The following is a 25,647-nucleotide window of genomic DNA, read 5'->3' on the forward strand; positions in this document are numbered from 1 at the left end:
CCGCCACCATCGCCGCCAACGGTTTCCGCTTCCGCGTGCCCTACGGCACCCTGCTATGCGTCAGCGACAAGCCGATGCACGGCGAGATCAAGCTGCCCGGCATGGCCGACAAGTTCTACCGCGAGCGCGTCGACCAGCACCTGCGGATCGGCATCCGCGCCCTCGAGCGCCTGCGCGCGCAAGGCGTCGACCGCCTGCACAGCCGCAAGCTGCGCAGCTTCGCCGAGGTGGCCTTCCAGTAGCGGCGCGATGCACGCCCGCCGAGGCGCTCAGTAGCGCGCGCGGAAATGCCACTCGCCGGGCGCGATGTCGTTGCTCACCGCCCGCCGCGTCGCCTCGTCGACGCGTTCATCATCGATTTCATACAGGCCGCACAGGCGTAGCGCGCGACGGACCTCGATCGTGTGGCCGAGGTATTCGTACACGACCCGCGCGCAGCACGGCATGCGTTCGCCACTGCCCGACACGCCGAGCTTGAGCCCGGTGAGGCGGGTGACGCGATTCTTGAACGAGGGAAACAGGATCGTCTGCGTCATCTCGAGGCCGGTCAGCGTTTCGTAATCGGTGAGGAAGATGCGGTCGGTCAGGAAATGCGCCAGGCCGCGGTAGATGCCGTGGTAGGCCTTCTCGCGCGGGTGCTCGATCAGGCGCTCGGTGCGCTGGTAATACACCCGGCCGTCACGCTTTTCCAGGCACACCAGGGTGCGCAGCAGCTGACCCGGGCAGGCCATCGACAGGTAGGTCTCGAAGTAGTAGCCGAGGTACTTGTCCAGCCCGGCGGTGCCGATGTCCTTCAGATGGGCGAGATGGGCCGCTTCCGGCGCTTCGCTCGCGGCCGGCACCGCCGCGCGCGGCCGCACCTGCACCAGGCGCTCGAACTGTGCGCTCGGCATCAGGATCTCGTGCTCCTCGACGCCGAAGAAGGCGCAGAAGCGGCGCAGCGTGTGTGCCGACGGCCGATAGCGCCCGCTCAGGTAGCGGTTGAACTGCGGCCGGTTGATGTCGAGCCGGCGGCAGACCTCGGCCACCGAGCGGTAGTAGCTGCACAGCAGGCGCAGGTTGCGGGCGAAATCCTCGTGCATGGCGGGCTCCTCGGGCGGGGGGCTGGGCGGCTCATTGGCGCGGCGCGAATGCGGCAGGCGGCTGCGGCACACAGTGCATCTGTCGCAGTATGGCGCAGTTTCAGCGTCACTCGGCAACGCTCGGAACCAGAACGCCAAATTCCCCCGCAAGCCGCGGCTTGCTGAAATGCCTCCACCCCTGCCGCCCGTGCGGGGGAAAACGACAACAGCGGCCACGCGCCGCGCAGCAAGGAGACACTTCATGCCTGCCCACCCGAGTCACGTCGCGGCCCCGGCCGCTAACCTGCGGCCCTTCATGCCCACGGCCGGCGACCGCCGCCTCCGCCAGGGAGGGTGCCGCCATGCTTGAGCTGCTCAACGACCTGCTGTGGTCCAAGGTGCTGATCGTGGTGCTGATCGGCCTCGGCCTGTGGTTCACCATCGGCTCGCGCTTCGTCCAGTTCCGCTACTTCGGCCGCATGTTCCGCATCCTCGGCGCGAACCAGGCCTTCGCCCATGACAAGCACGGCCACCTCAGCTCCTTCCAGGCGCTGATGCTGTCGGTGGCCGGCCGCGTCGGCGGCGGCAACATCGCCGGCGTCGCCGTCGCCATCACGCTGGGTGGCCCCGGCGCAATCTTCTGGATGTGGATGGTCGGCCTGATCGGCATGGCGACCAGCTTCTTCGAGTGCACCCTGGCCCAGGCCTACAAGAAGGCCGAACCCGACGGCACCTACCGCGGCGGCCCGGCGCACTACATCGCGCGCGGCATGGGGGCGAAGTGGAAGTGGCTGGCGGCCGTGTATTCGGTGCTGTTGCTGCTCACCTTCGGTTTCGGCTTCAGCGCGCTGCAGTCGTACTCGGTGGCGACCTCGTTCAACGACGCCTTCGGCATTCCGGTGGTCGCCACCGGGCTGGCCTTGGCGGTCATCGTCGGCGCCATCATCTTCGGCGGCGTCAAGCGCATCGCCCAGGTCGCCGAGGTGCTGGTGCCGGTGATGGCGCTCGGCTATCTGGCCATCGCACTGGTGGTGCTGGCACTCAACATCACCGAATTGCCCGCGGTGCTGGCGCTGATCGTCAAGAGCGCGTTCGGCCTCGAGCCCGCGATCGGCGGCGGCATCGGCGCGGCCATCCTGATGGGCGTCAAGCGCGGCCTGTTCTCCAACGAGGCCGGCCTGGGCAGCGCGCCCAACGTCGCCGCCGTGGCCTACGTGCCGCACCCGGCCAGCCAGGGCGTGGTGCAGGCCTTCTCGGTGTTCATCGACACCCTGATCCTGTGCACCTGCACCGCCTTCATCGTGCTGCTGGGCGAGGTCTACCAGCCCGGCGTGGCCTCGGAGATCGGCGGCGTGGCACTGACCCAGGCCTCGCTCGCCGGGCATGTCGGCGAGTGGGGGCGCGTCTTCGTCAGCATCGCGCTGATGCTGTTCGGCTTCACGACGATCATCTACAACTACTACCTCGGCGAGAACAGCCTGAGCTTCTTCAGCGACAACAACCCGCTGCTGGTCGGACTCTACCGCGTGCTGGTGATCGCGCTGTGCGGCTGGGGCGCCACCACCGACCTCGGCACCGCCTTCGCCTTCGCCGACGTGACGATGGGCTTGCTCGCGCTGGCGAACCTGTTCGCCCTGGCGATGCTGTTCAAGCCCGGCCTGCGCCTGATGCGCGACTATGACCGCCAGATCGCCGCAGGGATCGAGGAGCCGGTGTTCGACGCCACGCGCTTTGCCGACCTCGACATCGACCGCGCCGCCTGGGTGATCGAGCCCGAGGACGGCGGCACCCCCGCCACCACGGCCACACAGCCGCGCACCACCTGAGGCCGTCCCGCGACGCTCAGCCCTCACCCACCGGGGCCGCAGTGGCCCCGCTCCGATACCCCCTCTTGGACGGATCATCCAGCATGACTACCCGCATCGAACACGACCTCCTCGGCGACATGGCCCTGCCGGCCGAAGCCTGGTTCGGCATCCAGACCCAGCGCGCGGTCGACAACTTCGCCATCACCGGCGTGCCGATCAGCCACTTCCCGGCCTTCGTCAATGCGCTGGCGATGGTCAAGGCCGCTGCCGCGCGCGCCAACCACGAGCTCGGCCTGCTGCCGGCGCACAAGGCCGAGGCCATCCTCGCCGCCTGCGACGACATCATCGCCGGCCGCCTGCACGACCAGTTCGTCGTCGACCTGATCCAGGGCGGCGCCGGCACCTCGACCAACATGAACGCCAACGAGGTGATCGCCAACCTCGCACTGCAGAAGCTCGGCCAGCCCAAAGGCGCCTATGCGTTTCTCCACCCCAACGACGACGTGAACATGTCGCAGTCGACCAACGACGCCTACCCCACCGCGGTCTGCGTCGGCCTGCAGTTCGCCGTCGAGCCGCTGCTCGATGCGATCGCCAGCCTCAAGCGCGCGCTCGAGGACAAGGGCCGCGAGTTCGCCGACGTGATCAAGATGGGCCGCACCCAGCTGCAGGATGCGGTGCCGATGACGCTCGGCCTCGAGTTCGAGGCCTTCGCGGTGAACCTCGGCGAGGACATCGACCGTCTCAACGAGGTCTGCCTGCTGTTGTGCGAGGTCAACCTCGGCGGCACCGCGATCGGCACCGGCATCAACACCCACCCCGACTACGCGGCACGCGCCGTACGCCACCTCGCCGCGATCTCCGGCAAGCCCATCGTGCCGGCGGCCAACCTGGTCGAGGCGACCTCGGACATGGGCGCCTTCGTGCTGTTCTCGGGCGTGCTCAAGCGCTTCGCGGTCAAGCTCTCCAAGCTCGCCAACGACCTGCGCCTGCTCTCCAGCGGCCCGCGCACCGGTTTCGGCGAGATCCACCTGCCGCCGATGCAGCCGGGCTCGTCGATCATGCCGGGCAAGGTCAATCCGGTGATCCCTGAGGCGGTGAACCAGACCGCCTATCAGGTGATCGGCAACGACCTCGCGGTGACGATGGCGGCCGAGGCCGGCCAGCTCCAGCTCAACGCCATGGAGCCGCTGATCGTCTACAACCTGCTGTCCTCGGTGCGCATGCTCGACGCCGCCTGCCGCATGCTCGAGGCGCGCTGCATCCGCGGCATCCGCGCCGATCGCGAGCAGTGCCGCCGCCATGTGGAAAGCAGCATCGGCGTGATCACCGCGCTGGTGCCGCGCATCGGCTACGCCAACGCCTCGCGCATCGCCTCGCAGGCCCTGCACAGCGGTGACACCGTGCGCGCCCTGGTGCTGGGCGAAGGCCTGCTGGGCGAGGCCGAGCTGGACGCGCTGCTGAGCCCGCAGTCGATGCTGGCGCCGCAGCGACACGCGGCATGAGGGCGCGCGTGCTGGTGCTCCACACCGGGGGCACCATCGGCATGGCGCGCGGCACCGACGGCTACCGTCCGATGCCCGGCTTCGCCGCGGTGCTCAGGCGCCACCTGGACGGCGTGCCAGGCCTGCCCGCCTTCGACCTCGTCGAACTGGCGCAGCCGATCGACAGCGCCAACCTGCAGCCGGACCACTGGACGGCGATTGCCGGCGAGCTCGTCGCGCGCTGGGACGACTACTGCGGCTTCGTCGTGCTGCACGGCACCGACACCATGGCGTGGACGGCGTCGGCGCTGTCCTTCATGCTGCGCGGCGCCGACCGGCCGGTGATCCTCACCGGCGCGCAGATTCCGCTGGTCGAGCCGCGCAGCGATGCACTCCCCAACCTGCAGGCGGCGCTGGCCCTGGCGGCCGGACTGCCGGCCGGCGAGGTGTGCGTGTTCTTCGGCCGCCGGCTGCTGCGCGGCAACCGCAGCACCAAGGTGAGCAGCAGCGCGCTCGACGCCTTCGACTCGCCCAACGCCGCTGCACTGGCCGAGACGGGCATCGACATCGAGCTGCAGGCCGCAGGCCTGCTGCCGGTCACGGCGCGGGACTTCAGCCTGCCCGACTTCGACCCCGCGGCCGTCGCCGTGCTCACGATCCATCCCGGCATGGCGGCACGCAGGGTGGCGGCCGTGGTCGACGACCCCGCGCTGCGCGGCCTGGTGTTGTGCAGCTACGGCGCGGGCAACATCCCCGATGCCGAGCCGGGCCTGCTCGATGCACTGGCGCGCGCCGTCGCGCGGGGGGTGGTGGTGGTCAACCGGACGCAGTGCGCCAAGGGGCCGGTGGTACAGGGCGCCTACGCCACCGGCGCGGCACTCGCGCGCATCGGCGTGGTGTCGGCTGTCGACATGACCCTCGAGGCCGCCTTCGCCAAGCTGCACGTGCTGCTCGCCACCCACGCCGATCCGGCCACCGTGCGCGCCCGCTTCGCCACCGCGCTGTGCGGCGAGATGTCGTGAAGCGGCGGCGAGCACGCTGAGGTGCGCCGGCCCGGCAACGCTCACGTAGAATGAGCGCCCCAGGCCCAGCGCATTCAATGGTGGTCGGGGAGTGGCGCCGCCCTCGCCCGCAGGGGTGAGGCGGCGTGCCGCCGAGGCACGCCGCCGGCCCCGCTTTCCGGCGCACCGGCGGTCAACATGGCAACAGACACCTCGCCGCGCGTCTTGTCGGTGATCCCACCGATGACGCAGCTCAACACCCCTTACCCGTCCACCGCCTATCTCACCGGCTTCCTGCGCGCGCGCGGCGTGGACGCAGTGCAGGACGACCTCGCGCTGAAGTTGGTGCTGCGCCTGCTGTCGCCCACCGGTCTGGACGATATCCGCGCCCGCGCCGAGGCGCTGCCGAAGAAGCAGCGCACGCCGCTGGTGCAGGGCTTCATCGAGCACTTCAGCCGCTACCGCGCCACCATCGCGCCCACCATCGCCTTCCTGCAGGACCGCGACCCGACCATCGCCCACCGCATCGCCAGCCGGACCTTCCTGCCCGAGGGGCCACGCTTCGATGCGCTCGACGCCTACGTCGACCCCGACGACCCGGACGGCGGCGATCCGCTCGCCTGGGCCTTCGGTGCGCTCGGCCTGCATGACCGCGCGCGACATCTGGCCACGCTGTATCTCAACGAGCTCGCCGACATCCTGCGCGACGCAGTCGATGCCCGCTTCGAGTTCGTGCGCTACGCCGAGTCGCTGGCGATGAGCCAGCCCAGCTTCGAGCCGCTCGCCGCCGCGCTGGCCGCGCCGCCAACGCTGGTCGACGACAGCCTGCGTGCGCTCACCCTCGAATCGGTCGCCCGCCATGCGCCGCAGGTGGTACTGGTGTCCACGCCCTTCCCCGGCTCGGTGTACGGCGCCTTCCGCATCGCCCAGGCGATCAAGGCGGCCCACCCGGACATCGTCACCGTGCTCGGCGGCGGCTTCGTCAACACCGAGCTGAGGGAGCTTTCCGAGCCGCGCGTATTCGATTACTTCGACTACGTGACGCTCGACGACGGCGAGCGCCCGCTGCTGGCGCTGCTCGAGCACCTGCAGGGCAAGCGCGGGCGCTCGCGCCTGGTGCGGACCTTCGTGTGCGATGCGGACACGCAGGGCGTGCGCTACATCAATCTCGTCGAGCCCGACATCCCCTTTGCCGAGGTCGGCACCCCGACCTGGGACGGCCTGCCGCTCAACGGCTACCTGTCGGTGCTCGACATGCTCAACCCGATGCACCGGTTGTGGTCGGACGGACGCTGGAACAAGCTCACCGTGGCCCACGGCTGCTACTGGAAGAAGTGCAGCTTCTGCGACGTCAGCCTCGACTATATCGGCCGCTACGACAGCGCCCCGGCCGCGCTGCTGGTCGACCGCATCGAGGCCATCATCGCCGAGACCGGCCAGACCGGCTTCCACTTCGTCGACGAGGCCGCGCCGCCCAAGGCGCTGCGCGCGCTGGCCGAGGAGTTGCTGCGCCGCGGCGTGGCGATCTCGTGGTGGGGCAATATCCGCTTCGAGAAGTCCTTCACTCCCGAGCTGTGCCGATTGCTCGCCGACAGCGGCTGCATCGCGGTGTCGGGCGGGCTGGAGGTGGCCTCGGACCGCCTGCTGAAGCTGATGAAGAAGGGCGTGTCGGTGGAGCAGGTGGCGCGCGTCACCCACGCCTTCACCGAGGCCGGCGTGCTGGTCCATGCCTACCTGATGTACGGCTTCCCGACGCAGACGGTGCACGACACCGTCGATGCGCTCGAATACGTGCGCCAGCTGTTCGAGGCCGGCTGCATCCAGTCCGGCTTCTTCCACCGCTTCGCGTGCACCGTGCATTCGCCGGTAGGCATGAACCCGCAGGAATACGGCGTCGAACTCGTGCCCCTGCCCAAGGTGAGCTTCGCCAAGAACGACGTCGGCTTCATCGACCCCACCGGCGTCGATCACGATCGCCTCGGCAAGGCGCTCAACAAGGCGCTATACAACTATATGCACGGCATCGGACTGGACACCGACGTGCGCAGCTGGTTTGCCGACAAGGTGCCGCGGCCGCGGGTGGCACGCCAGTTCATCGCCCGCGCGCTGCAGCAGGATTGATCGACGAAGTTTGACTTTGGGCATGAACCTGCGGTCGTGATGACCGCTAGAATCCTCCGACGCGCAACCCCACGCATGCCATTGCGATAAGAACATGGACGACCACCTGCCCGCCGGCCCCCAGCTCACGCTGACGCTCGACGAAACGACGCGCACCCTGTGCGCCAGTCTCGCGCACGACACGCGCTTCCCGCGCATCGACGCGTTGTGGCTGCGCGACCGTCTCGGCGACGCCGGCTATGCGGACGTCAAGATCCGGCCGCAGGCGATCAAGGAACTGATCGCCCGCTACAACGCCGGCGAGTCCGTGCCGCCCCTCGACATCGCCGAGTGCCTCGACGCCAGCCTGCAGATCACGACCACGATCGACGGCCTCTGCGCCCGCCTCACGATCGTCCCCGCGAAGGGCGGCAAGACAGCCACCAAGACCGAGCTGCTCGCCCTGCTCGCCGCCAAGGGCATCGTCGAAGGCGTGCGCGTCGATGAGATCAACCGCGCGATCGCCGCCGGCAAGGCCGACGAGCTCGTCATCGCCGTCGGCCGCGAACCGGTACCCGGCGAGGACGGCCGGCTCGAATACCTGCTGCCCGACATGCGCGAGCGCGTACCCAGCATCCGCCCCTGCGGCCGCACCGACTTCCGCGACCTGGGCGAGATCCTGGTGGTGGAAACCGGCGACGCCCTGATGCGCCGCCACCCCCCGACCCGCGGCGAGGACGGCCTCAGCGTGTTCGGCAAGCCGATCGCACCCAAGCCCGGCAAGGACGCGCGCTTTGCCAGCGGACTGCGCGGCGTGAGCCCCTCGGCGCAAGACCCCGACCTGCTGGTCGCGGCCTGCGACGGCCAGCCGGTACGGGTGCGCGGCGGCATCATCGTCGAGCCGATCTACACCGTGGATGCCGTCAACATGGCCACCGGCAACATCAACTTCGACGGCACGGTGAAGGTCCGCAACGACGTGCAGGCGGGCATGAGCATTCGCGCCAGCGGCGACATCGAGGTGGGCGGCGTGGTCGAGCCGGCCACGCTGGAGGCCGGCGGCAACATCATCGTCCGCGGCGGCGTCATGGGCGGCATCGGTGGCAAGACGGCCGGCAAGGATCTCAGCGCCCACGCCATCCGCTGCGAGGGCAGCTTTTCCGCCACCTATGCCCAGCAGGCGAGGATCACCGCCGGCGACTCCATCTTCATCGACGACCTCGCCATGCAGTGCCAGCTCCAGGCCGCCAACCACGTGCGCATTGGCAACCTGCGCCGCGGCCACATCATCGGCGGCAAGACGCACGCCTGCCTGTCGATCCACGCGCGCGTGATCGGCGCGCCCAACCGCATTCGCACCGAACTCGAGATCGGCAGCGACACCGAGCTGGCGCACGCCGTCCAGCAGAAGGCCGAGGAACGCGATGGCAAGGAAAACCGGCTGCTCGAGATCGGCAAACTGCTGACCGTCGCCGACCGCAACCCGGGCAGGCTCACGCCCGACATGCTCGCCCGCGCCGAGCAGGCCGCCGCCGCCCTGTCGGCCGAGATCGAGGCCCTGCGCGGCGAGGAGGAGGATCTGCGCTTCCGCCTCGAACTCGCCCAGCAGGCGCGCGTGAATGCCGAGCAGGCCATCCACGAGGGCGTATCCGTCAGCATGGGCGACAACAGCCTGCGCATCCCGCAGGAACGCGGCGCCACCACCGTGCGCCTGTCCGAGCAAGGCCTGGCCGTGTTTCCGCTCGAGGACGACAGCCACTTCGATGCGCCGCAGCGGCCGGGTGCCGAGACCGGCCGGCGGCGCTGACCGGTCAACGCAGAACGGGCCCCGACTGGGGCCCGTTCCGGCTCGGCACGCGGCCGTTTCTTACTTCAGCGCGGCGAGCGCAGCGGCGTAATCCGGCTCTTCCTTGATCTCCGGCACCAGCTGCGAGTACACCACCTTGTCGTTGGCATCGATCACCACCACCGCACGCGCGGTGATGCCGGCCAGCGGGCCGGAGGTGATGGCCACGCCGTAGTCCTGGGCGAAGGCCGGGTTGCGGAAGGTCGACAGCGTGTGCACGTTGTTCAGGCCCTCGGTCTCGCAGAAGCGCTTGGCGGCGAAGGGCAGGTCGGCAGAGACGACCAGCACCACGGTGTCGGTCAGCTTGCCGGCCTCCTCGTTGAACTTGCGCGTCGAGGTGGCGCACACCGGGGTGTCCAGGCTGGGAACGATGTTCAGCACCTTGCGCTTGCCGGCGAAGGCGTCGAGGCCGACGTCCGCCAGGTCGGCGGCGGTCAGCTTGAACGCGGGCGCAGCACTGCCGGCGCGGGGAAAGCTGCCGGCGACGTCGATCGGGTTGCCGCCAAGGGTGACTTTGCTCATGGTGTTCTCCTGTGGGTGAGGGTGATGCCGGCTTGTTCGTCGGCCGCCGGCTGGTCCGCCCACTAGCCTACACCAAGCCGGTCAAGCCTGCTGCCACTACCCCGCACCACTACCCGGCCCTGGGCGGCCCATCGCTCGGCGCCCGACTCTCAATGTCGGCCTCTCAGCGCCCGACCCGCGACAGCTTGAGCCGGCGCGAGCCACGGTCGATCAGCACGGTCAGCAGCACGATCATCAGCAGATAGGTTCCCGCGCGCTCGAAGCGGAACCACTCGAAGTTGAAGCTGAACTGGAAGCCCAGCCCGCCCACCCCGATCAGGCCCAGCACCACCGCCGCGCGCACGTTGCTTTCGAACTGGAAGAAGCTGTAGGTCATCCAGTCGCGCCACACCCGCGGCAACGCCACCAGGCCGTAGGTCGCCATGCGCGAGGCGCCGCAGGTCGGTTCGAAGCGACGCAGCGGCTGGTTGTCCACCGCCTCGCCGAACACCCGGGTGAGCACGCCCAGCGTGTGCAGCGCGATCGCCAGGGTGCCCGCCACCAGCCCGGGGCCGAAGAAGGCGATGCAGAGGAAGGCCCACATCACCTCGGGCACCCCGCGCGCGATCACCGCGGTGGCGCGCGCCGCCGCGAGTTGCAGGGCGCGCAACGCGCGCTGCCAGGGCGCCGGCGTCTCGCCGGTGAAGCGCGCGGCGTGGAGCTGGAAGCTGGCCGAATGCGGGTAAGTGAGCAGGATCGCCCCGACCACGCCGAGCACGGTACCGACGACCGCGATCGCGAGCGGGATGGCGGCCGACTCGACCACCCGCCACACGAACCACTTCTGCAGTTCCTGCTGCCAGGCGGCCCAGGCCGAGGGCCGCCAGAAGTCGAGCGCTCCGTGCTCGCCAAACAGCTCGACCGCCTTGCCCTGCTCGAGGCGCGCCGCCGCCTTGGCCGGGTCGCCCAGGCCGATCGCGGCGAGGTCGAGCTCGGGCTGGAGCAGGCGTTCGAAAAAGCGCAGCTTGCCCCAGGCCTCTCCGCTCAACAGCTCCGTGGCCGGCGCGAGGTGGTTGCGTGCCGCGCCCTCGTCACCGGCGCGGTTGCCCCAGCCCATGAACCACAGCGACCACAGCAGGGCCAGCACGACCAGGCCGGTGGCCAGCCAGGGGCCGAGCGGCGGACGGGCGGCGCCGTCCGCCGCGGACGGGGTCCCATGCCCGCGGGCAGGCCGGCCCTGCCCCCGCGCATCCCTGCGCACCGGAGGCTGCGGTTTGTCGGCCGCCGCAGCGCCACCGCCCGCCACTGCGCACGAGGCGCCGCTGCCCTGGCGGGACTGATCACCGCGCAGCTGGCGGCGGATGGTGTTGCTGACGAGGTCGGCGGCCAGCGTCAGCAGCAGGGTGAACAGGATCAGCGTGCCCACCTTGTCCCAGGCGCCAAAGCGCACCTGGTACCAGATCTCCGAGCCCAGCCCGCCGCCGCCCACGGCGCCGATCACCGCGGCGTTGCGGATCGCGCATTCGGCGCGCATCAGCGTGAAGGACAGCACGTTGCGCGAGGCCAGCGGCCGGATGCCGTACAGGAAGGTCGCCAGCCGGCCGCCGCCGAGGCTGCGCACCTGGGCGTAGCGTGCCGGGTCAACGCTGTCCCACAGCTCGCTGTACACCTTGGCCAGGATGCCGGTGATGTTGAGCGCCAGCGCCAGCGCACCGGTCAGCGGCCCGAGGCCGACCATCGCCACCAGGATGATCGCCCACACGAAATCCGGCACCGCGCGCAGGATGTCCTGCACCAGGCGGCAGGCCGCGCACAGCAGGGCCGCTGGCGAGCGCAGCGGCAACAGGCGCCATAGCCGTGCAAGCGGGCCCGCCCCCTCCACGCCGCGTTCCTCGCCGACGCACACCGCCCGGCTCGCCCCCATCGCCAGCGGCCAGGCCAGCAGCACCGCCAGCGCGGTGCCGAGGATGGCGGCGGACAGGGTCTGCAGGGTCAGGTCCCAGGCATGGAGCACGAACGCTGGCGACAGGTCGGGACGGGCGAAGGCCGCCAGCCAGGTGCCGATGCGCGCTGCCGCCTGGGCGCGGCGCTCGGCGTCGGTGAGCGCGCCCCAGTCCCAGTCGGCCGCGGCGAAGGCCGCCAGCAAGGCCAGCAGGACGGCGAGCAGGGCGACGAAATGGCCCAGCGGGCGGCGCTCGTAGCGCGCGCCGGTGGCCAGCGCGAGCGTGCTCATCCCCGCGCTCCGGCACGATCACGCGCGGGCGCGTCCGGGCACGCGGCCTTGCACCGTGAAGACGTGGATCCGCTCACGCCGGCACCTCGATCTCGTCCAGGTGCAGCGCGCGGTATTCGGCGCCGTAGAGCTCGCGCAGCAGGTTCTGGGTGATCTGCGCCGGCTCGCCCTGCCAGAACAGGCGCCCGCCGCGTAGCGCGACGACGCGGTCGAAGTGGCCTTGCAGCAGGTCCAGCGTATGCAGGTTGACCACCAGCGTCGCCCCGTCACGCCGGGTCAGGTCGCACAGCAGGCCGATGATCTCGCGGCCGAGGCGCAGGTCGAGCGCGCTTACCGGTTCGTCGGCCAGCACCAGCCTGGGCTGCTGCACGATCAGGCGGGCGACGGCGACACGCTGCTGCTGGCCGCCGGAGAGCTCGTCGGGCAGCGCCCACAGCTTGTCGGCGAGTTCGACGCGCGCCAGCGCCGCGCGCGCGCGCTCGATCTGCTGCGGCCACAGAAGCGACAGCAGCGCGCGCGCCAGCGACCAGTGGCCAAGGCGCCCCATCAGCACGTTGTGCACCACGCGCAGCTGCGGGATCAGGTTGTCCTGCTGGTGCAGGAAGCCGAGCTCGCGGCGCAGCCGCGCCAGCCGCCGCCCGCGCAGGCGGCGGGTGTCCTCGCCCAGGGTCAGCGCGCGCCCGGCGGCCGGCTTGACGAGGCCGGCGACGAGCCGGAACAGCGTGGTCTTGCCGGCGCCCGAGGGGCCGATGACGGCGACGCGCTCACCGGGCGCGATGTCCAGACTGATGTCGTCGAGCACGCGCTGGCCGCCGTAGGCGACCGCAGCGGCCTCCAGGCGGATCGGAACGGCAGGCAGGGCCTGCGCGTCGATGGAGTCGATCTTCATGATGATCACGGACAGGGGCAGGAGCAGGGCGCGGCGCAGCGTCCGCCCGGACGCCGCGGCTGCCCGCCCCAGGGGTGCGTCAGCCGCCGATGTCGATGCCGGACTCGAGCAGGTCTACATAGCCCTGCCACTCGCCGATGTCAGCCTCGATGAACTTGCCCGCCTTCAGGTACTTGAGCACCTGGGCGCCTTCCGGCGTGCTGCCATCGACCGCGAGCAGGGCGGCACGCAGCCTGGCGAGCAAGTCCGGGCCGAGATCGGCGCGCGCGGCGAGCGCATAGTTGGTGTAGGGCGGGGTCTTGTAGACCATCGGCGCGCGCGCCTTGAGCGCATCGTCGGCCTTGTCCCAGGAGGCGTAGTTGAGGGCGCCGAGCTGGTGCGTGCCGTCGGCCACCATCTGCATCACGACGTCGTGGCTGCCGGAATAGGCCACGCTGCGGAACACCTTCTCCGGCGTGGCGCCGGCCTGGTCCATGAAGTACTTGCGCGGCATCATGTGGCCCGAGGTGCTGCTCTTGCTGCCGAAGGTGAAGCTCCAGCCCTTGCCCTGCGCGGCCTGGGCGAGTTCGCCGAGATCGCTCACAGGACCAAGGCCGGTCGCCGGATTGGCGATGAAATAGCTGACGAAGCCCTTGTCGATGTCGCGGCAGCCGAGAATGGTGAGCTGCTCGCCCATCTGCATGCGCGCCTGCGCGGTGGTCACCGCGCCGAGCCAGGCGACGTGGGCGCGGCCGGTGGCGAGCGCGGTGACGCTGGCGGCGTAATTCTCGACGTGCATGTACTCGACCGGGATGCCCACCGCCTGGCCGAGATGACGGGCCAGTGCGCCGAAGTTCTCGCGCATGCGGTCGGCGTCGCCGTCGTCCGGAATGGCGGTGATGATGAGCTTGGCCGGCGGCTGCTGGGCGAAGGCCGCGCCCGCGTTCACGCCCAGGCTGGCGGCCACGGCGAGGGCGGCGGAGGACAGCAGGAAGCCTCTGCGCGAGGCAGGACGATGGTGATGCATGTGTTGCTCCCGTTGTACGGAGGCGGCGGGCATGCGCGATGCCGCCCGGCTTCCAGCCACCCCGGTGCGGGCGCGCCGGGGTTTAATCGCCCGGCGCAAGCACCGGGCAGGATGGACGGCCGATATGAAGATCGACGCTCAGGGGTCCGGCGCGCATTATCCGCAATCGCGCACGGCAGCGATACCGTGAGGCCCGATGCAGCGGAGCCGACGGAACCGGTCCGCGGCGCCCCTGTCTCGACCACACCTGCCTTGACGCAAACAGGAGCCTTGCCGATGACCCCCTGGCCACGCACCGTCGCGGCAAGCGCCGCCCTCGCCCTCGGCGGCTGTGCCCAGCTGCCGGCAGTGCCCTTCCATGGCGACAGCCTGCTCGAGCAGACGCGGGCTGCACTCGACACCCGGCCACAGCGCATCGAACTTGCGCCGGCCGCACGACCGAACCTGCAGCGCGGCGACACCTTCGTCTTCGGTCGCAGCACGATCAGCCGGGTCAGCGCCGCCAGCGCGCAGTCGCTGACATGGACGCTGGCCGACGGCCGCAGCCTGCGCGGCACGCGCGACTTCTTCGTGCCGCCCCTGGCGGCGGACTACCCCGGGCGGCGGGTGCAGAGCACGATCAGCGGCCAGCCCGCGAGCCTGTGGCCACTGGCCGCGGGCAAGCGCGTCAGCTTCGAGGAGACGCGGCGCACCACCTGGACCGAGACCGGGTACGTCGCGACGGTGCACCGGCGCTGGGACTGCGAGGTGGTGGACGCACGGGTCAGCTTCGTCCCGGCGGGCGACTTCGCCGCCTGGCATGTCCGCTGCAACGCCTATGCGCCCAACTTCCCGCTGCCGTTGCAGACGATCACCTGGGATTACGCGCCGTCCCTCGGCCACTACGTGCGCCGCAGCTGGTTCGAGGAGCGCCGCCAGCGGGTGGCGATGTTGTCGGCGGCGCTGCCGCGCGGAGTGGCCACGCCGGCGCGCATCGAGGCCGTGCTCGCGCGCCTCGCCGCCGAATGAGCCTACGGCACGCCGGGCCGGTCAGCGGCAATCGCGATCGAAGCGCGGCTTGCCGTAGCCGAATACCGGATCGCGGCCCGGATCGCCGAGGTCGGCGAGCCCGCCGAGGCGCCCGTTGAGCAGGACCTCGCGGCTGGCGCTGCGCTGCGCCAGGCTCTGCGTGCTGAGCGCCACCATGTAGGGCACGGCGTAGGAGGTGCCGCTGCGCGCCCGCCCGCCGCCGGCGGGGTCGGCGGTCCACACGTTGACGCCGGGCAGGGCGTAATCGATGTAGTCGCCCTGGTTGGCGCGCCAGTAGACCCGACGATCGGCCGAGATCGCGGTGACGCCGAGCACGCGTTCGTGCGCCGCCGGGTAGGCGGGCGGCGCGTTGCGGCCGCCGTTGCCCGCCGCCGCGACCACCACGATGCCGCGCGCCGCCACCCGTCGCACCGCCTCGCGCAGCACGGCGTTGTCCGGGCCGGCCAGGCTCAAGCCGATCACCGCCACCCCCTGGCCGGCCAGCCAGTCCAGAGCCTTCACCAGGCCCACGGTGTCCGTCGTGGCGTTGCCCGACGGCAGGGTGTAGAAGGGCGCGGCCGCGAACAGCCGCGCGCGCGGCACCAGGCCAGCCACCACCGAATCGGGCTGGCCGACCAGCAGCGCGGCGACCGCCGTGCCATGGTCGGCCGGCGCGGCCGCCTTGCCCTCGATGACGAAGGCCTGGCGGCGGATATCCGCCCCCGCCAGCGCCGGATGGCCCGCATCGACCGCGGTGTCGACGATGCCGATCGCCTGGCCACGCCCGCAGGCGCGGCTGTCGGCCGGCCAGCCGATGAGCGCGCGGGCGGCACAGCCGGGGCCGTCGCAGCGCGCCGCCGGCGCGCCCTGGGCGATCCTGTACAGGTGGTGGAGGTCGAAGCTGCCCGGTCCGCGCTCGGCCAGGATCTGGCGCGCGCTCCGTGCATCGAGGCCGGGTGGCAGGCGCAGGCGGGCGAAGGCGAGGCCGAGGTGGCGCGTCTGCACGCGCTCGATCACGCGCAAGCCGATCGCGCTGGCGCGATTCAGTGCCGCCTGGGTGGGCGCGAGCAGCAGCAGCTCGTCGGCGATGAAGGTCTCGCCGGCAATCGGCAGCGGGTCTTCCAGCGGCTTGTAGGCGGCCTCGCCGCCCCCGCCGCCGTCACCGCCCCCGCCTGCACCGCCGCCTCCACCGTCGCCGCCATCGCCATCGCCGTCCCCGTCGCCATCATCGGCATGCACGCTGACACCGGCGACGAGGCCGCTCCACGGGGCAAGCTCTACAAACGAAGCGCCATGGAGCACCAGCAGCAGCACGAGGGCGCGCAGCGTGCCGCGCAGCGGGAGCCGATTGTGGGGTTTCATCGTGTTCCGATCCGAGTGGCTGAGTGGAAGGGTGGCCCCGCCTGCCGTGCCAGGCCGCGGTCCAGGGCGCGCAGGGTGCATGCAATCCGAGTCGCCGGCCGGGGAGCCGGTTCCGCAGCGCTGATAAGATCGCCGCGCCCCTGCCGCGTGCAGCGTTCGTCATCGACGGGCCCTGCGCTCAACGACAACGCCGCGAGCGCGAGAATATTCCGCCACCGGGCGGGAATATGTGCCACCGCCCGCCGTTATCCACACAAGGAAAGCCCATGTCGGCCCCGGACCCGCGCGCCGAACTCGTCAGCCTGCTGCCGCGCCTGCGCCGCTTCGCCTTCGGCCTCACCGGCGACGCGCATGTCGCGGACGACCTCGTCCAGGCCGGCTGCCTGAAGGCGATCGAGCGCTGGCACCAGTGGCAGCCCGGCACCAGCCTGGCGAGCTGGATGTTCCGCATCCTGCAGACGACCTGGCTCGACGAATACCGCAGCCGCCAGCGTCAGCAGACCGAGGCCGACAGCGAGGCGCTAGAGGCGATCGCCGGCGAAGACGGACGCCGGGTGGTGGAGGCGCGCAGCGATGCGCGCGTGGTGCGACGGGTGATTGCCGAATTGCCGGAGGAGCAGCGGGTGGTGTTGATGATGATCACGGTCGATGGACTGTCGTACAAGGAAGCCGCCGAGGCGCTCGGCGTGCCGATGGGCACGGTGATGAGCCGGCTGGCGCGCGCCCGCGCCCGGCTGGCGGACGCCATCGGCGGCGAAGGAAGCTGACATGAGGATCGACGACGACACCCTGGTCGCCTACCTCGACGCCCAGCTCGGCAGCGACGCCGAGTACGAGGCGGTCGAGGACGCGCTCGCCGCCAGCCCCGCGCTGCGCGCCCGCCTGCAGGCGCTGGCCGAGAGCGGCGAGCTGGCGCGCAAGGCCTTCGATGCCAAGCTCGAGGAGCCGGTGCCGCCGCAGCTGATCGCCGCGATCATGAATGCGCCGCTGCCGCAGGCCGACACCGGCTGGGCGGGGCGCCAGCCGGTGTCGGCCGGTGGCGCAAACGACGTGGAGGACGCCGCCGCCGGCGCCGCACCGCGGCCCGCCACGCCGGCGCCGTCCGCGCCTGGTGCGCAGTCGGGCGCCACTGCGCGTCCCGCCGCAGCGGGCCTGGGCGCACGGCTGGCGGCCTGGCTCGGCCAGGGCTTCGGCGGCGCCGCCGCCTTCGCCTCGATCCTCACCCTGGCGCTGGGCGCGCTGATCGGCCACTACCTGCTGCCACCGCCCGAAGCCGGTGCACCGCTCGCGCGCCAGGGCGAGCCGATCCGCAATGCTGCGCTGGCCGTGGCCCTGCAGGCAGCGCCGAGCGGCCTCGCGGTCGATCTGGGCGATGCCCGGGTGGAGATCATGGCGAGCTTCGCCGGCCGTGACGGCCGCGTCTGCCGCGAATACGCGCTGAGCGGCCCGGCCAGCGGCCACGAGATCGGCATCGCCTGTCGTGACGGCGCGGCCGAGACCGGCTGGCGGCTCGCCTTCGTCGCCCATGAGCCCGCCACTGCCGCAACCGAGGGGGGCTATGGCACCGCCAGCGACCGCCTGCACGAGGCGGTCGATGCCTTCCTTAGCGAGCACGTCGACGGCGAGCCCCTCGACGCCGAGCGCGAACGCACGCTGATCGAGCGCGGCTGGAGCGCGGACTGATTTTTTCGGCCGGCGCGGAATAAGGCAGCCGGTTGCGCGTTGTCGGAACAAGCAGGGCAGTGCCCTGGCTCGCATTCCTCAGGAGTTCCGACATGAAAACCCCGATCCCGGCCCTCGCCCTCTCCGCCGCCGCCCTCGCCGGGCTGGGCGGCTGCGCCACCCTCGTCAACGAACAGGCCAGCGGCAACCGGAGCCCGGTCAGCCCGGTGATGACCGAGCATTCACTCGCGCTGGCCTGCCTCGGCGGCCTGGTCGAGCGCAGCGCTCGGCCCACGCTCACCGTGTTCGTCGAGGACGTGCCCGACACCACCGTGCCGCGCAGCTTCGAGGAACGCCGCCTGAGCAGCGGCGGCGCGTGGTGGCTGCATACCGCAATCAACCGACTGGGCACGAGCAAGGTGCGCTCGGCCAGCGCGGAACGCGCCAAGCCGCGCGGCCACCACATCGTGCTCGAAGGCGCCTGGACCCAGGACGACGCCGACGTCGGCAGGGGCGGCATCGATGCCGGCGGGCGGCGGCGCACCGGCAGCGGCCTGCTCGACCTGGCTTTCGGCTACCAGCGCCGCGCCGACGTCATCGCCGGCGACTTCCTGTCCTCGCGCGACGGCCACGTGCTGCATGCGAGCGCGATAAGCGTCGCGGTCAATGCGAGCAACGCCGGGCTCGACCTGCGCATCGAGGATGGGCGCAACAGCTTCGGCGTCGATCTCGGCACCAGCAGCAGCGACGGCCCGCAGTTCGCCCAGCGCCGCATCGCCGAAGCCGCCGTGCTGGTGCATGTCGCCCACGCCTTCGACGTCGATTACCGGCCCTGCATCGAGCGCGCCTGGGCCAGCCCCGGCAGCTACGAGGCCAACGTCCAGACCTATGCCCGCATGAGCCCGGGCGAGCGCCACCGCGCGGTGCAGCAGGCGCTGGCGCGCGCCGGCCATGCGCCGGGTACGGCCGACGGCGTGTGGGGCGAGCAGAGCACGCGCGCGCTGATGCGCTTCCAGGCCGCGCACAAGCTGCCCGTCAGCGGCCGCCACAGCGCCGAGGTGTATGCCGAGTTGTTGCGCCGGGCGCGCGACTGAGGGCGGTGGCCAAGCCCGTGAGGGCGGGGCGGCATGCAGCGGGGAGGCGCCGGCGGGCGTCTCCCCGCCGTCTTTTCGGCCGCCCTGCGGTGCGCCCCGGTCCGTCGTCGAATTTGTAAGCGGAATGTAAAAGGCATGGTGGGCGGGAATAAGCGGCGCGACGGCGCGTTGTCGGTGCAAGGGCAGGCAGCACGCGGCCCGGATGCAGATCGCTACAACCCCAGCGCCGGAGAAAACAAATGAACCTCGACTTCCCCCATCCCGCCATCCTCGAGCTGGTCGCCCGCTTCGCCATCGACGTCCTCGCCATGGCGGCCCTGGTGTTCGGCATGTACTACCGCCGCTACCGCGACAAGGAGCTGGTCACCGCCGCCGCGCTGTTCAACATCTTCGCCTTCGCGGTGCTGACCATCTTGTCCTCGGTGGACTTCAGCCTCGCCGCCGGCTTCGGCCTGTTCGCCATCCTGGCACTGTTCTCGTTGCGTTCGGAGCAGATCGGCAAGACCGAGATCACCTACTTCTTCGGCAGCGTGGCGATCGCGGTGATCTGCTCGGTGCAGGGCACGACGCTGGAGTTCGTCGCCACCGTGGCCGCGCTGATCCTGCTCGCCGCCTGGATCATCGACCACCCGCGCATCCTGCGCTCGGCCGACGGCGTCAAGATCACCCTCGACAAGATCGACGCCCACGCCCTGTCCAACCCCGACGTCATGAAGGCCGACCTGTCCTCGCGCCTCGGCGTGGAGGTGATGTCCTACCAGATCACCGCGCTTGACTACATCAACGACATGGCGCGCATCAATGTCTTCTACCGCAAGCCCTGAGCCCGCTTCCCCCACGGAGACCCTCATGAGCCACACCATCGACCACACTGCCCGGCTGTTCGGCGAGTTCGCCCCGATCTCGCTCGCGGCGCTGAACGCCAAGGCCGCCATGCTCGAACGCCTGGACAACAAGTACGTGATCCGCGAGGCCGTGTTGCGCGCAGCACTGGCCGAACTGGCGCGGCACTTCGACGTGCTCGAGATCAACGGCAGACGCACCTTCACCTACGACACCTGCTACTTTGACGACGACGCACTGCACAGCTACTACGATCACCACCAGGGCCGCCGCCGGCGCTGCAAGGTGCGGGTGCGCCGCTACAACGACGCCCAGTTGTGCTTCGTCGAGGTCAAGCTCAAGGACAAGCGCGGCATCACGATCAAGAAGCGCCTCGACTACACGGTGGACAAGTACGGCATGCTCGACGAAGCCGCCTGCGCCCACGTCGACCGCTGCCACCGCAACCTGTACGGCGAGCCCTTCCGCTACGCCCTGGCGCCGGTGATCGAGATGCGCTACCAGCGCGTCACCCTGGTCGCCCGCGAAGGCGGCGAGCGCATGACGATCGACTCACGGCTGCTGTTCCGCCGCGGCGAGCGCAGCTGCATGACGCCCCCCGACGTGTTCGTGGTCGAGACCAAGTCGGCCAACGGCAACGGCATCGCCGACCGCATCCTGCGCGCCCTGCACCAGCACCCGACCGCGCGCTGCTCGAAGTACTGTGTCGGCATGGCGGCGCTGGAAGCGGTCGAGCGTCACAACAAGTTCCTGCCCGCGCTGCGCAAGCTGGAGGTCGAACCCGCACGCTACCGCGCGCCGGACGGGCCGCCCCGCCTCCCGTTCGCCCCGCTGCTGCAGGCCGCCCTGCACTGAACACGCGATCCTCCGCGCCCTTGCCGCCACCCGTGCGCGCCGCCGCACCCGACGATTCAACACAGGACTTCAAGGATGAATGCAAAGCTCACCGCCCTCCCCACCCTGGCGCTGTCGCTCGCGCTCCTGAGCCCGGCCGCGCTCGCCCAGACGCCCGCTGCGAGCGCCACGCCCACGCCGGCGCCGGATGCCGAAGCACTGGTGGTCGCCGCCAGCCTGCGCGTGGTGGGCGCCACCATCGACGGCGAACGCATCGCCGAGCTCTCCGGCTTGGCCTGGGACGCCGACGCGCAGCGCCTGTACGCGATCTCCGACCACGGCGTGCTGTTCCGCTTCGCCGTCACCCTGGGCGCAAACGGCCAGCTCGAGGTCGAACCGCTCGCCGCCGGCCGGCTCGCCCCGCCACCGGGCAGCAACGGCGTGGATGCCGAAGGCCTCGCGCTCACCCATGCCGCCGACGGCATCCGCGGCAACAGCGAGCTGCTGGTGGCGACCGAGGGCCAGCCGCGGGTGATCCGCTACACGCTGGCCGGCGAAGCGCTTGAGACCCTGGCGCTGCCCGGCGGCCTCGACGACCCCGAGCGCTTCCGCCGCAGCAATGCGATGCTCGAGGCGGTCGCCCTGCATCCCGAGCACGGCCTGCTGGTCGCCGCCGAAGCGCCGCTGGAGGGCGAGGCCGCCGGCCAGCACCGCGTGGTCGCGGCCGGGCGCAGCTGGTCCTTCCCCAGCTATCCCGCGCGCAACGCCCGCCTCAAGGGCATGGACGTCATGGACGACGGCCGCCTGCTGGTGCTCGAACGCGCCGAGACGGGGAAAGGCAAGGGCAAGGCCCTGGTCGTGGTGCTGCGAGAGGTGGACCTGGCCTCCTGCGCCGAGGGAGCCACGTGTCCGGTGCGCGATCTCGCCCTGCTCGACCGCGCCGACGAGGCCGACAACTTCGAGGGCCTGACCGATCTCGGCGATGGCCGCGTCATGATCGTCAGCGATGACCGCGGCAAGTCGGGGCGCGGCACCACCTTCACCGTACTGCAGCGTCGGTCGGCGACGGACTGATCCACGCGCGACGCGAGCGCGGCAGGGCCACGCAGACGGCAGCGCCGGCCTGATCTATGTTTAAGATCGGATCACATGCCAGGGGATTGCTCGCGATGGAACCGGTGGATCTGTTCTACAGCTACGCCCACGAAGACGAGAAGCTGCGTGACGAACTGGACGGCCATCTGGCGCTTCTGCGGCGCAAGGGCGTGATCCGCCCGTGGCACGACCGCGGCATCGTCCCGGGGCAGAAATGGGACGAGGCAATCGACACCCAGCTCACCCACGCCGACCTGATCCTGCTGCTGGTGAGCATGGACTTCCTCAACTCCGACTACATCTGGGGCAAGGAACTCGCCACCGCGGTGGCGCGTGCCGAACGCGGCGACGCCAGCGTGGTGCCGGTGCTGTTGCGCGCGGTCGACATCGAGGGGGCGCCCTTCGCCCATCTGCAAGGCCTGCCCACCGACCTGCGCCCGGTCACCTCCTGGCCCAACCGCGACGAGGCGTGGACCGATGTGGCCAAGGGCATCCGGCGCACGGTGGAGAACATCCAGCAGCGCTGGGCGAGTGCGCCGCCGGCGAGTCCAGCGCCGTCAGCGCCGCGCTCGAGCGATTTCGGCACTGCCACCGCAACGGCAACGGCGACAGCCCCCGATGCGGACTTCAAGCTACTTGGGGCAAGGCTCGGCGCACGCACGAAAAAGGGTGTCAGCACGGCGGACAAGAGTCCGGATCCGCTGGTGCGGCGCATGATGGCCGGCTTCACCAACGAGCTGTCGGTGGCGGCACGCATGCGCGGGGTTGAGGACATCGGCAGCGACGAGGCCGAGGACACGGCACTGGCGCTGATCGACATGCCCGATCAGAAACGGGTGCTGTGGGTCGATGACAGGCCCGAGGGCAACCGCCACGAAGTGGCTGCGCTGGCGAAGCTGCAGATCGAGACCGTCGCCGCGCACAGCACCGAGGAAGCGCTGGCGCGCCTCGATGCGGACGAGGAGGGCTTCGACCTGGTGATCTCGGACTGGAGCCGGCCGGAGGCGCTGGAAGGCATGCCAAGCGCAGGCCTGAAGCTGCTGCGCGCGCTGGCAGCACAGCCGCGCCGGCTGCCGGTGATCTTCTACCACGGCGAGTTCGACGACACGCGACGCACGGCACGACGGGATACGCTGCTGCGCGCCGGCGCCTTCGGCGAGGCGGTACGCCCCGGCGAACTGCTCGCCCTGGTGCGCACCGCCCTGCAATCGGCCTGAGGGCGCTCAGCGCATCGCGAGCAGGCGGGCGATGCGCTCCTGAGTGGCGGGGTGGGTCGAGAACAGGCCGCGCAGGCCGCCGCCGGAGAGCGGATTCATGATCATCATCTGCGCGGTCTCCGGGTGCTGCTCCGCGGTGTGCATCGGGATGCCGCGCGCGTAGGCGTCGATCTTGCCAAGCGCACTGGCCAGTGCCTCGGGGTCGCCGGAGATCTCCGCACCGCCGCGATCGGCACCGAACTCACGGGTGCGACTGATCGCCATCTGAATGATCATGCCGGCCAGCGGCGCGAGGATCATCATCGCGATCGACACGATCGGGTTGGGGCGGTTCTCGCCATCGCGGCCGCTGAAGAACATGCCGAAGTTGGCCAGCATCGAGATCGCACCGGCCACCGTGGCCGAGATCGTCGAGATCAGGATGTCGCGGTTCTTGACGTGCGCCAGCTCGTGCGCCATCACGCCGCGCAGCTCGCGCTCGGACAGCATGCGCATGATGCCGGTGGTGGCGGCCACCGCGGCGTTCTCCGGGTTGCGCCCGGTGGCGAAGGCGTTGGGCTGGGCCTCGTCGATGATGTACACCTTGGGCATGGGCAGCTCGGCCCGCTGGGCGAGCTCGCGCACCATGTTGTACAGGTAGGGCGAGGAGGCGGCGTCGACCTGGCGCGCCTTGTACATCTTCAGCACCGCCTTGTCCGAGAACCAGTAGGCCCAGAAATTCATCGCGCCACCGACCACCAGCGCAATCAGCATGCCTTGCTGGCCGCCGATGGCCGCGCCCATCGCGCCGAACAGCGCGACGATGCCTGCCATCAGGATGGAGGTCTTGATCCAGTTACCGAGCATTGCGGTTTCCTTCCTGCAAGAAATAGGTTCAGCAGCCTAGTTTGGGGCCCGGCCGGGCATATTCAAGCGCCGCGCTGCGGCCCGGACGGGCTGCGGCGCTCAGGCCGCAGTTGTGAAGCGTTCGCCCACAGAGACCGGGAATCCACGCAGGAATTCCCCCGCGGGCAGGCGCTTGCTGCCCGGTCGCTGTAACACCGTGCAACGCAGCGCATCGCGCCCGCAGGCGACGGTGATGCCCTCGTCGCCCACCGCCAGCACCGTGCCGGGCTCGCCCTGGCCGGGCACGATCGCGGCCGACCAGCACTTCACCGCCGTGTCACGCAGGCTGGAGACAGCGCCCGGAAAGGGATCGAAGGCGCGCATCGCGCGCTCGATGGCGGCCGCCGGCCGCGTCCAGTCGATGCTGGCCTCGGCACGGCCGATCTTGGCGGCGTAGGTGACGCCTTCGGTCGGCTGCGGAGTGGCGACCAGCTCGCCACGCTGCAAGGCAGCCAGGGCGTCGACGATGCATTCGCCGCCGAGCGCCGCGAGTCGGTCGTGCAGCGTGGCGGTGGTGTCGCCGGGCAGGATCGGCGTCGCGCGCTTGAGCAGCATCGCGCCGGTGTCCAGGCCTTCGTCCATCTGCATGATGGTGATGCCGGTCTCGGCATCACCGGCCTCGATGGCGCGGTGGATCGGCGCCGCGCCGCGCCAGCGCGGCAGCAGCGAGGCGTGGATGTTGAGGCAACCCAGACGCGGCAGCGCCAGCACCGCCTCGGGCAGGATGAGGCCGTAGGCGGCGACCACCAGCACGTCCGGCGCGCATTCGGCGAGGCGCGCGCGCTGGTCCTCGGTGCGCAGCTTCTCCGGCTGATCGACCGCGATGCCGCGCGCCAGCGCAAGCTGCTTGACCGCGCTCGGCGTCAGCTTCATGCCGCGCCCGGCCGGGCGGTCGGGCTGGGTCAGGACCAGGGGCACCGCGTAACCGGCGGCGAGGAGGGCCTCGAGCGCGCAGGCGGCGAACTCGGGCGTGCCGGCAAAGGCGACGCGCAGGGAAGGGGCTTGGGTGGCCGTCATCACGCGGTGATGCGGGCCTTCTTGGCCAGCTTGCTCTTGATGCGGCCGAGCTTGAGCTGCGACAGGTACTCGACGAAGACCTTGCCGTCGAGGTGATCGATCTCGTGCTGGATGCAGACCGCGAGCAGGCCGTCGGCCTCGAGCTCGAAGGTTTCGCCTTTTTTGTTCAGGGCGCGAACTTTCACACGCTCGGCGCGCGCCACCTTCTCGTAGATTCCGGGGACGGAGAGGCAGCCTTCCTCGCACACCTGCTCGCCTGAGCGTTCGAGGATCTCGGGATTGATCAGGGCCATGAGGCCGGACTTGTCTTCGGAGATGTCGATCACCACCACCCGTCGATGCACATTGACCTGGGTCGCGGCGAGGCCGATGCCCGGGGCTTCGTACATGGTTTCGGCCATGTCGGCGACGAGCTGGCGGATTTCATCGTCCACTTCGGCAACCGGCTTGGCGACCGTGTGCAGGCGGGGATCGGGGTATCGGAGGATGGGTAGGAGAGCCATGAATGCCTTGCCGCGTTAAACCTTTAAGTGCAGAATTTCAAGCGATTTCACATGCATGCACATGTGCTGCGCCGGGGACTCGAAGCGCTTCACGGCCGGTTCCGCGTCGCACGGCCCTGAAATCGCCAGGTGAGACCCGGGCGGGCCAACAGCGTTCCGGGGCGGTTACGGCGCGCCCCGCATCTACCGGAAGCGATC

22 protein-coding genes and 1 pseudogene are annotated in these 25,647 nt (G+C 70.5%); 14 read left to right on the plus strand and 9 right to left on the minus strand.

The features are described 5' to 3' along the window. Positions 1–242, plus strand: a pseudogene (locus tag PLC66_RS16655) (AMP nucleosidase); the annotation flags it as partial. A 27-nt stretch (positions 243–269) separates the two neighbouring features. On the opposite strand, the gene PLC66_RS16660 reads toward PLC66_RS16655, so the two are convergent. Next, a complete protein-coding gene (locus tag PLC66_RS16660; protein WP_324542399.1) occupies positions 270–1,082 on the minus strand; it encodes a helix-turn-helix domain-containing protein in 813 nt (270 codons plus the stop codon). 341 nt (positions 1,083–1,423) lie between these two features. Here PLC66_RS16660 and PLC66_RS16665 point away from each other — a divergent pair, with 341 nt between their 5' ends. The 5 genes from PLC66_RS16665 (at position 1,424) to PLC66_RS16685 (ending at position 9,261) form a co-directional block, all read left to right on the plus strand. After that, the gene (locus tag PLC66_RS16665) at positions 1,424–2,887 is read left to right on the plus strand and encodes an alanine/glycine:cation symporter family protein (RefSeq protein ID WP_324542401.1); all 1,464 of its coding nucleotides are present in this window, start codon (positions 1,424–1,426) and stop codon (positions 2,885–2,887) included. Between the two features lie 83 nt (positions 2,888–2,970). Then, positions 2,971–4,374, plus strand: coding sequence for an aspartate ammonia-lyase (locus PLC66_RS16670; RefSeq protein ID WP_324542403.1), 1,404 nt, complete (start codon positions 2,971–2,973; stop codon positions 4,372–4,374). Next, the gene (locus PLC66_RS16675; protein WP_324542405.1) at positions 4,371–5,375 is read left to right on the plus strand and encodes an asparaginase domain-containing protein; all 1,005 of its coding nucleotides are present in this window, start codon (positions 4,371–4,373) and stop codon (positions 5,373–5,375) included. The genes PLC66_RS16670 and PLC66_RS16675 overlap by 4 nt, the downstream gene beginning before the upstream one ends. A gap of 177 nt (positions 5,376–5,552) precedes the next feature. Continuing rightward, the gene (locus tag PLC66_RS16680; RefSeq protein WP_324542407.1) at positions 5,553–7,475 is read left to right on the plus strand and encodes a B12-binding domain-containing radical SAM protein; all 1,923 of its coding nucleotides are present in this window, start codon (positions 5,553–5,555) and stop codon (positions 7,473–7,475) included. 94 nt (positions 7,476–7,569) lie between these two features. After that, entirely contained in the window at positions 7,570–9,261 is a 1,692-nt protein-coding gene (locus PLC66_RS16685) for a flagellar assembly protein A (RefSeq protein ID WP_324542409.1), read from the plus strand. A 60-nt stretch (positions 9,262–9,321) separates the two neighbouring features. On the opposite strand, the gene tpx is transcribed toward PLC66_RS16685, so the two are convergent. The 4 genes from tpx to phnD form a co-directional block, all read right to left on the minus strand. Next, positions 9,322–9,822, minus strand: a complete 501-nt coding sequence (gene tpx / locus PLC66_RS16690; protein WP_324542411.1) for a thiol peroxidase — start codon at positions 9,820–9,822, stop codon at positions 9,322–9,324. 163 nt (positions 9,823–9,985) lie between these two features. After that, the gene (locus PLC66_RS16695; protein ID WP_324542413.1) at positions 9,986–12,034 is read right to left on the minus strand and encodes an ABC transporter permease subunit; all 2,049 of its coding nucleotides are present in this window, start codon (positions 12,032–12,034) and stop codon (positions 9,986–9,988) included. A gap of 73 nt (positions 12,035–12,107) precedes the next feature. Next, entirely contained in the window at positions 12,108–12,923 is an 816-nt protein-coding gene (locus PLC66_RS16700; RefSeq protein ID WP_324542416.1) for a phosphonate ABC transporter ATP-binding protein, read from the minus strand. Positions 12,924–13,002: 79 nt separating this feature from the next. Then, entirely contained in the window at positions 13,003–13,929 is a 927-nt protein-coding gene (gene phnD / locus PLC66_RS16705; protein ID WP_324542418.1) for a phosphate/phosphite/phosphonate ABC transporter substrate-binding protein, read from the minus strand. A gap of 276 nt (positions 13,930–14,205) precedes the next feature. Here phnD and PLC66_RS16710 point away from each other — a divergent pair, with 276 nt between their 5' ends. Further along, positions 14,206–14,937: a hypothetical protein gene (locus tag PLC66_RS16710; RefSeq protein ID WP_324542420.1), complete on the plus strand. Its 732-nt coding sequence runs from the start codon at positions 14,206–14,208 to the stop codon at positions 14,935–14,937. A 21-nt stretch (positions 14,938–14,958) separates the two neighbouring features. On the opposite strand, the gene PLC66_RS16715 is transcribed toward PLC66_RS16710, so the two are convergent. Continuing rightward, positions 14,959–16,299: a S8 family serine peptidase gene (locus PLC66_RS16715; RefSeq protein ID WP_324542422.1), complete on the minus strand. Its 1,341-nt coding sequence runs from the start codon at positions 16,297–16,299 to the stop codon at positions 14,959–14,961. 266 nt (positions 16,300–16,565) lie between these two features. Between PLC66_RS16715 and PLC66_RS16720 the strand changes: the two genes are divergently transcribed. The 7 genes from PLC66_RS16720 (at position 16,566) to PLC66_RS16750 (ending at position 23,044) form a co-directional block, all read left to right on the plus strand. Beyond that, positions 16,566–17,066, plus strand: coding sequence for an RNA polymerase sigma factor (locus tag PLC66_RS16720; RefSeq protein ID WP_324542424.1), 501 nt, complete (start codon positions 16,566–16,568; stop codon positions 17,064–17,066). A gap of 1 nt (position 17,067) precedes the next feature. Then, the gene (locus PLC66_RS16725; RefSeq protein WP_324542426.1) at positions 17,068–17,982 is read left to right on the plus strand and encodes an anti-sigma factor family protein; all 915 of its coding nucleotides are present in this window, start codon (positions 17,068–17,070) and stop codon (positions 17,980–17,982) included. A gap of 92 nt (positions 17,983–18,074) precedes the next feature. Continuing rightward, positions 18,075–19,055 carry a peptidoglycan-binding domain-containing protein gene (locus tag PLC66_RS16730; protein WP_324542428.1) on the plus strand — a complete coding sequence of 327 codons (981 nt, stop codon included), beginning with the start codon at positions 18,075–18,077 and terminating at the stop codon, positions 19,053–19,055. A 239-nt stretch (positions 19,056–19,294) separates the two neighbouring features. Next, positions 19,295–19,879, plus strand: a complete 585-nt coding sequence (locus PLC66_RS16735) for a DUF4956 domain-containing protein (protein WP_324542430.1) — start codon at positions 19,295–19,297, stop codon at positions 19,877–19,879. A 25-nt stretch (positions 19,880–19,904) separates the two neighbouring features. After that, a complete protein-coding gene (locus PLC66_RS16740) occupies positions 19,905–20,753 on the plus strand; it encodes a polyphosphate polymerase domain-containing protein (protein WP_324542432.1) in 849 nt (282 codons plus the stop codon). 75 nt (positions 20,754–20,828) lie between these two features. Beyond that, a complete protein-coding gene (locus tag PLC66_RS16745; protein WP_324542434.1) occupies positions 20,829–21,806 on the plus strand; it encodes an esterase-like activity of phytase family protein in 978 nt (325 codons plus the stop codon). Positions 21,807–21,901: 95 nt separating this feature from the next. Continuing rightward, a complete protein-coding gene (locus PLC66_RS16750; RefSeq protein WP_324542436.1) occupies positions 21,902–23,044 on the plus strand; it encodes a TIR domain-containing protein in 1,143 nt (380 codons plus the stop codon). A 6-nt stretch (positions 23,045–23,050) separates the two neighbouring features. On the opposite strand, the gene htpX is transcribed toward PLC66_RS16750, so the two are convergent. The 3 genes from htpX to def all read right to left on the minus strand — a co-directional run bounded on the left by htpX (position 23,051) and on the right by def (position 25,449). Next, complete coding sequence (gene htpX / locus PLC66_RS16755; RefSeq protein ID WP_324542438.1) at positions 23,051–23,890, minus strand: zinc metalloprotease HtpX; 840 nt, start codon at positions 23,888–23,890, stop codon at positions 23,051–23,053. Between the two features lie 99 nt (positions 23,891–23,989). Beyond that, the gene (gene fmt, locus PLC66_RS16760) at positions 23,990–24,946 is read right to left on the minus strand and encodes a methionyl-tRNA formyltransferase (RefSeq protein ID WP_324542440.1); all 957 of its coding nucleotides are present in this window, start codon (positions 24,944–24,946) and stop codon (positions 23,990–23,992) included. Next, entirely contained in the window at positions 24,946–25,449 is a 504-nt protein-coding gene (def, locus tag PLC66_RS16765) for a peptide deformylase (protein WP_324542442.1), read from the minus strand. The genes fmt and def overlap by 1 nt, the downstream gene beginning before the upstream one ends. Between the last annotated feature and the right edge of the window lie 198 nt (positions 25,450–25,647).

Source organism: Thauera sp. (genome assembly GCF_035444905.1).
Lineage (GTDB): Bacteria > Pseudomonadota > Gammaproteobacteria > Burkholderiales > Rhodocyclaceae > Thauera.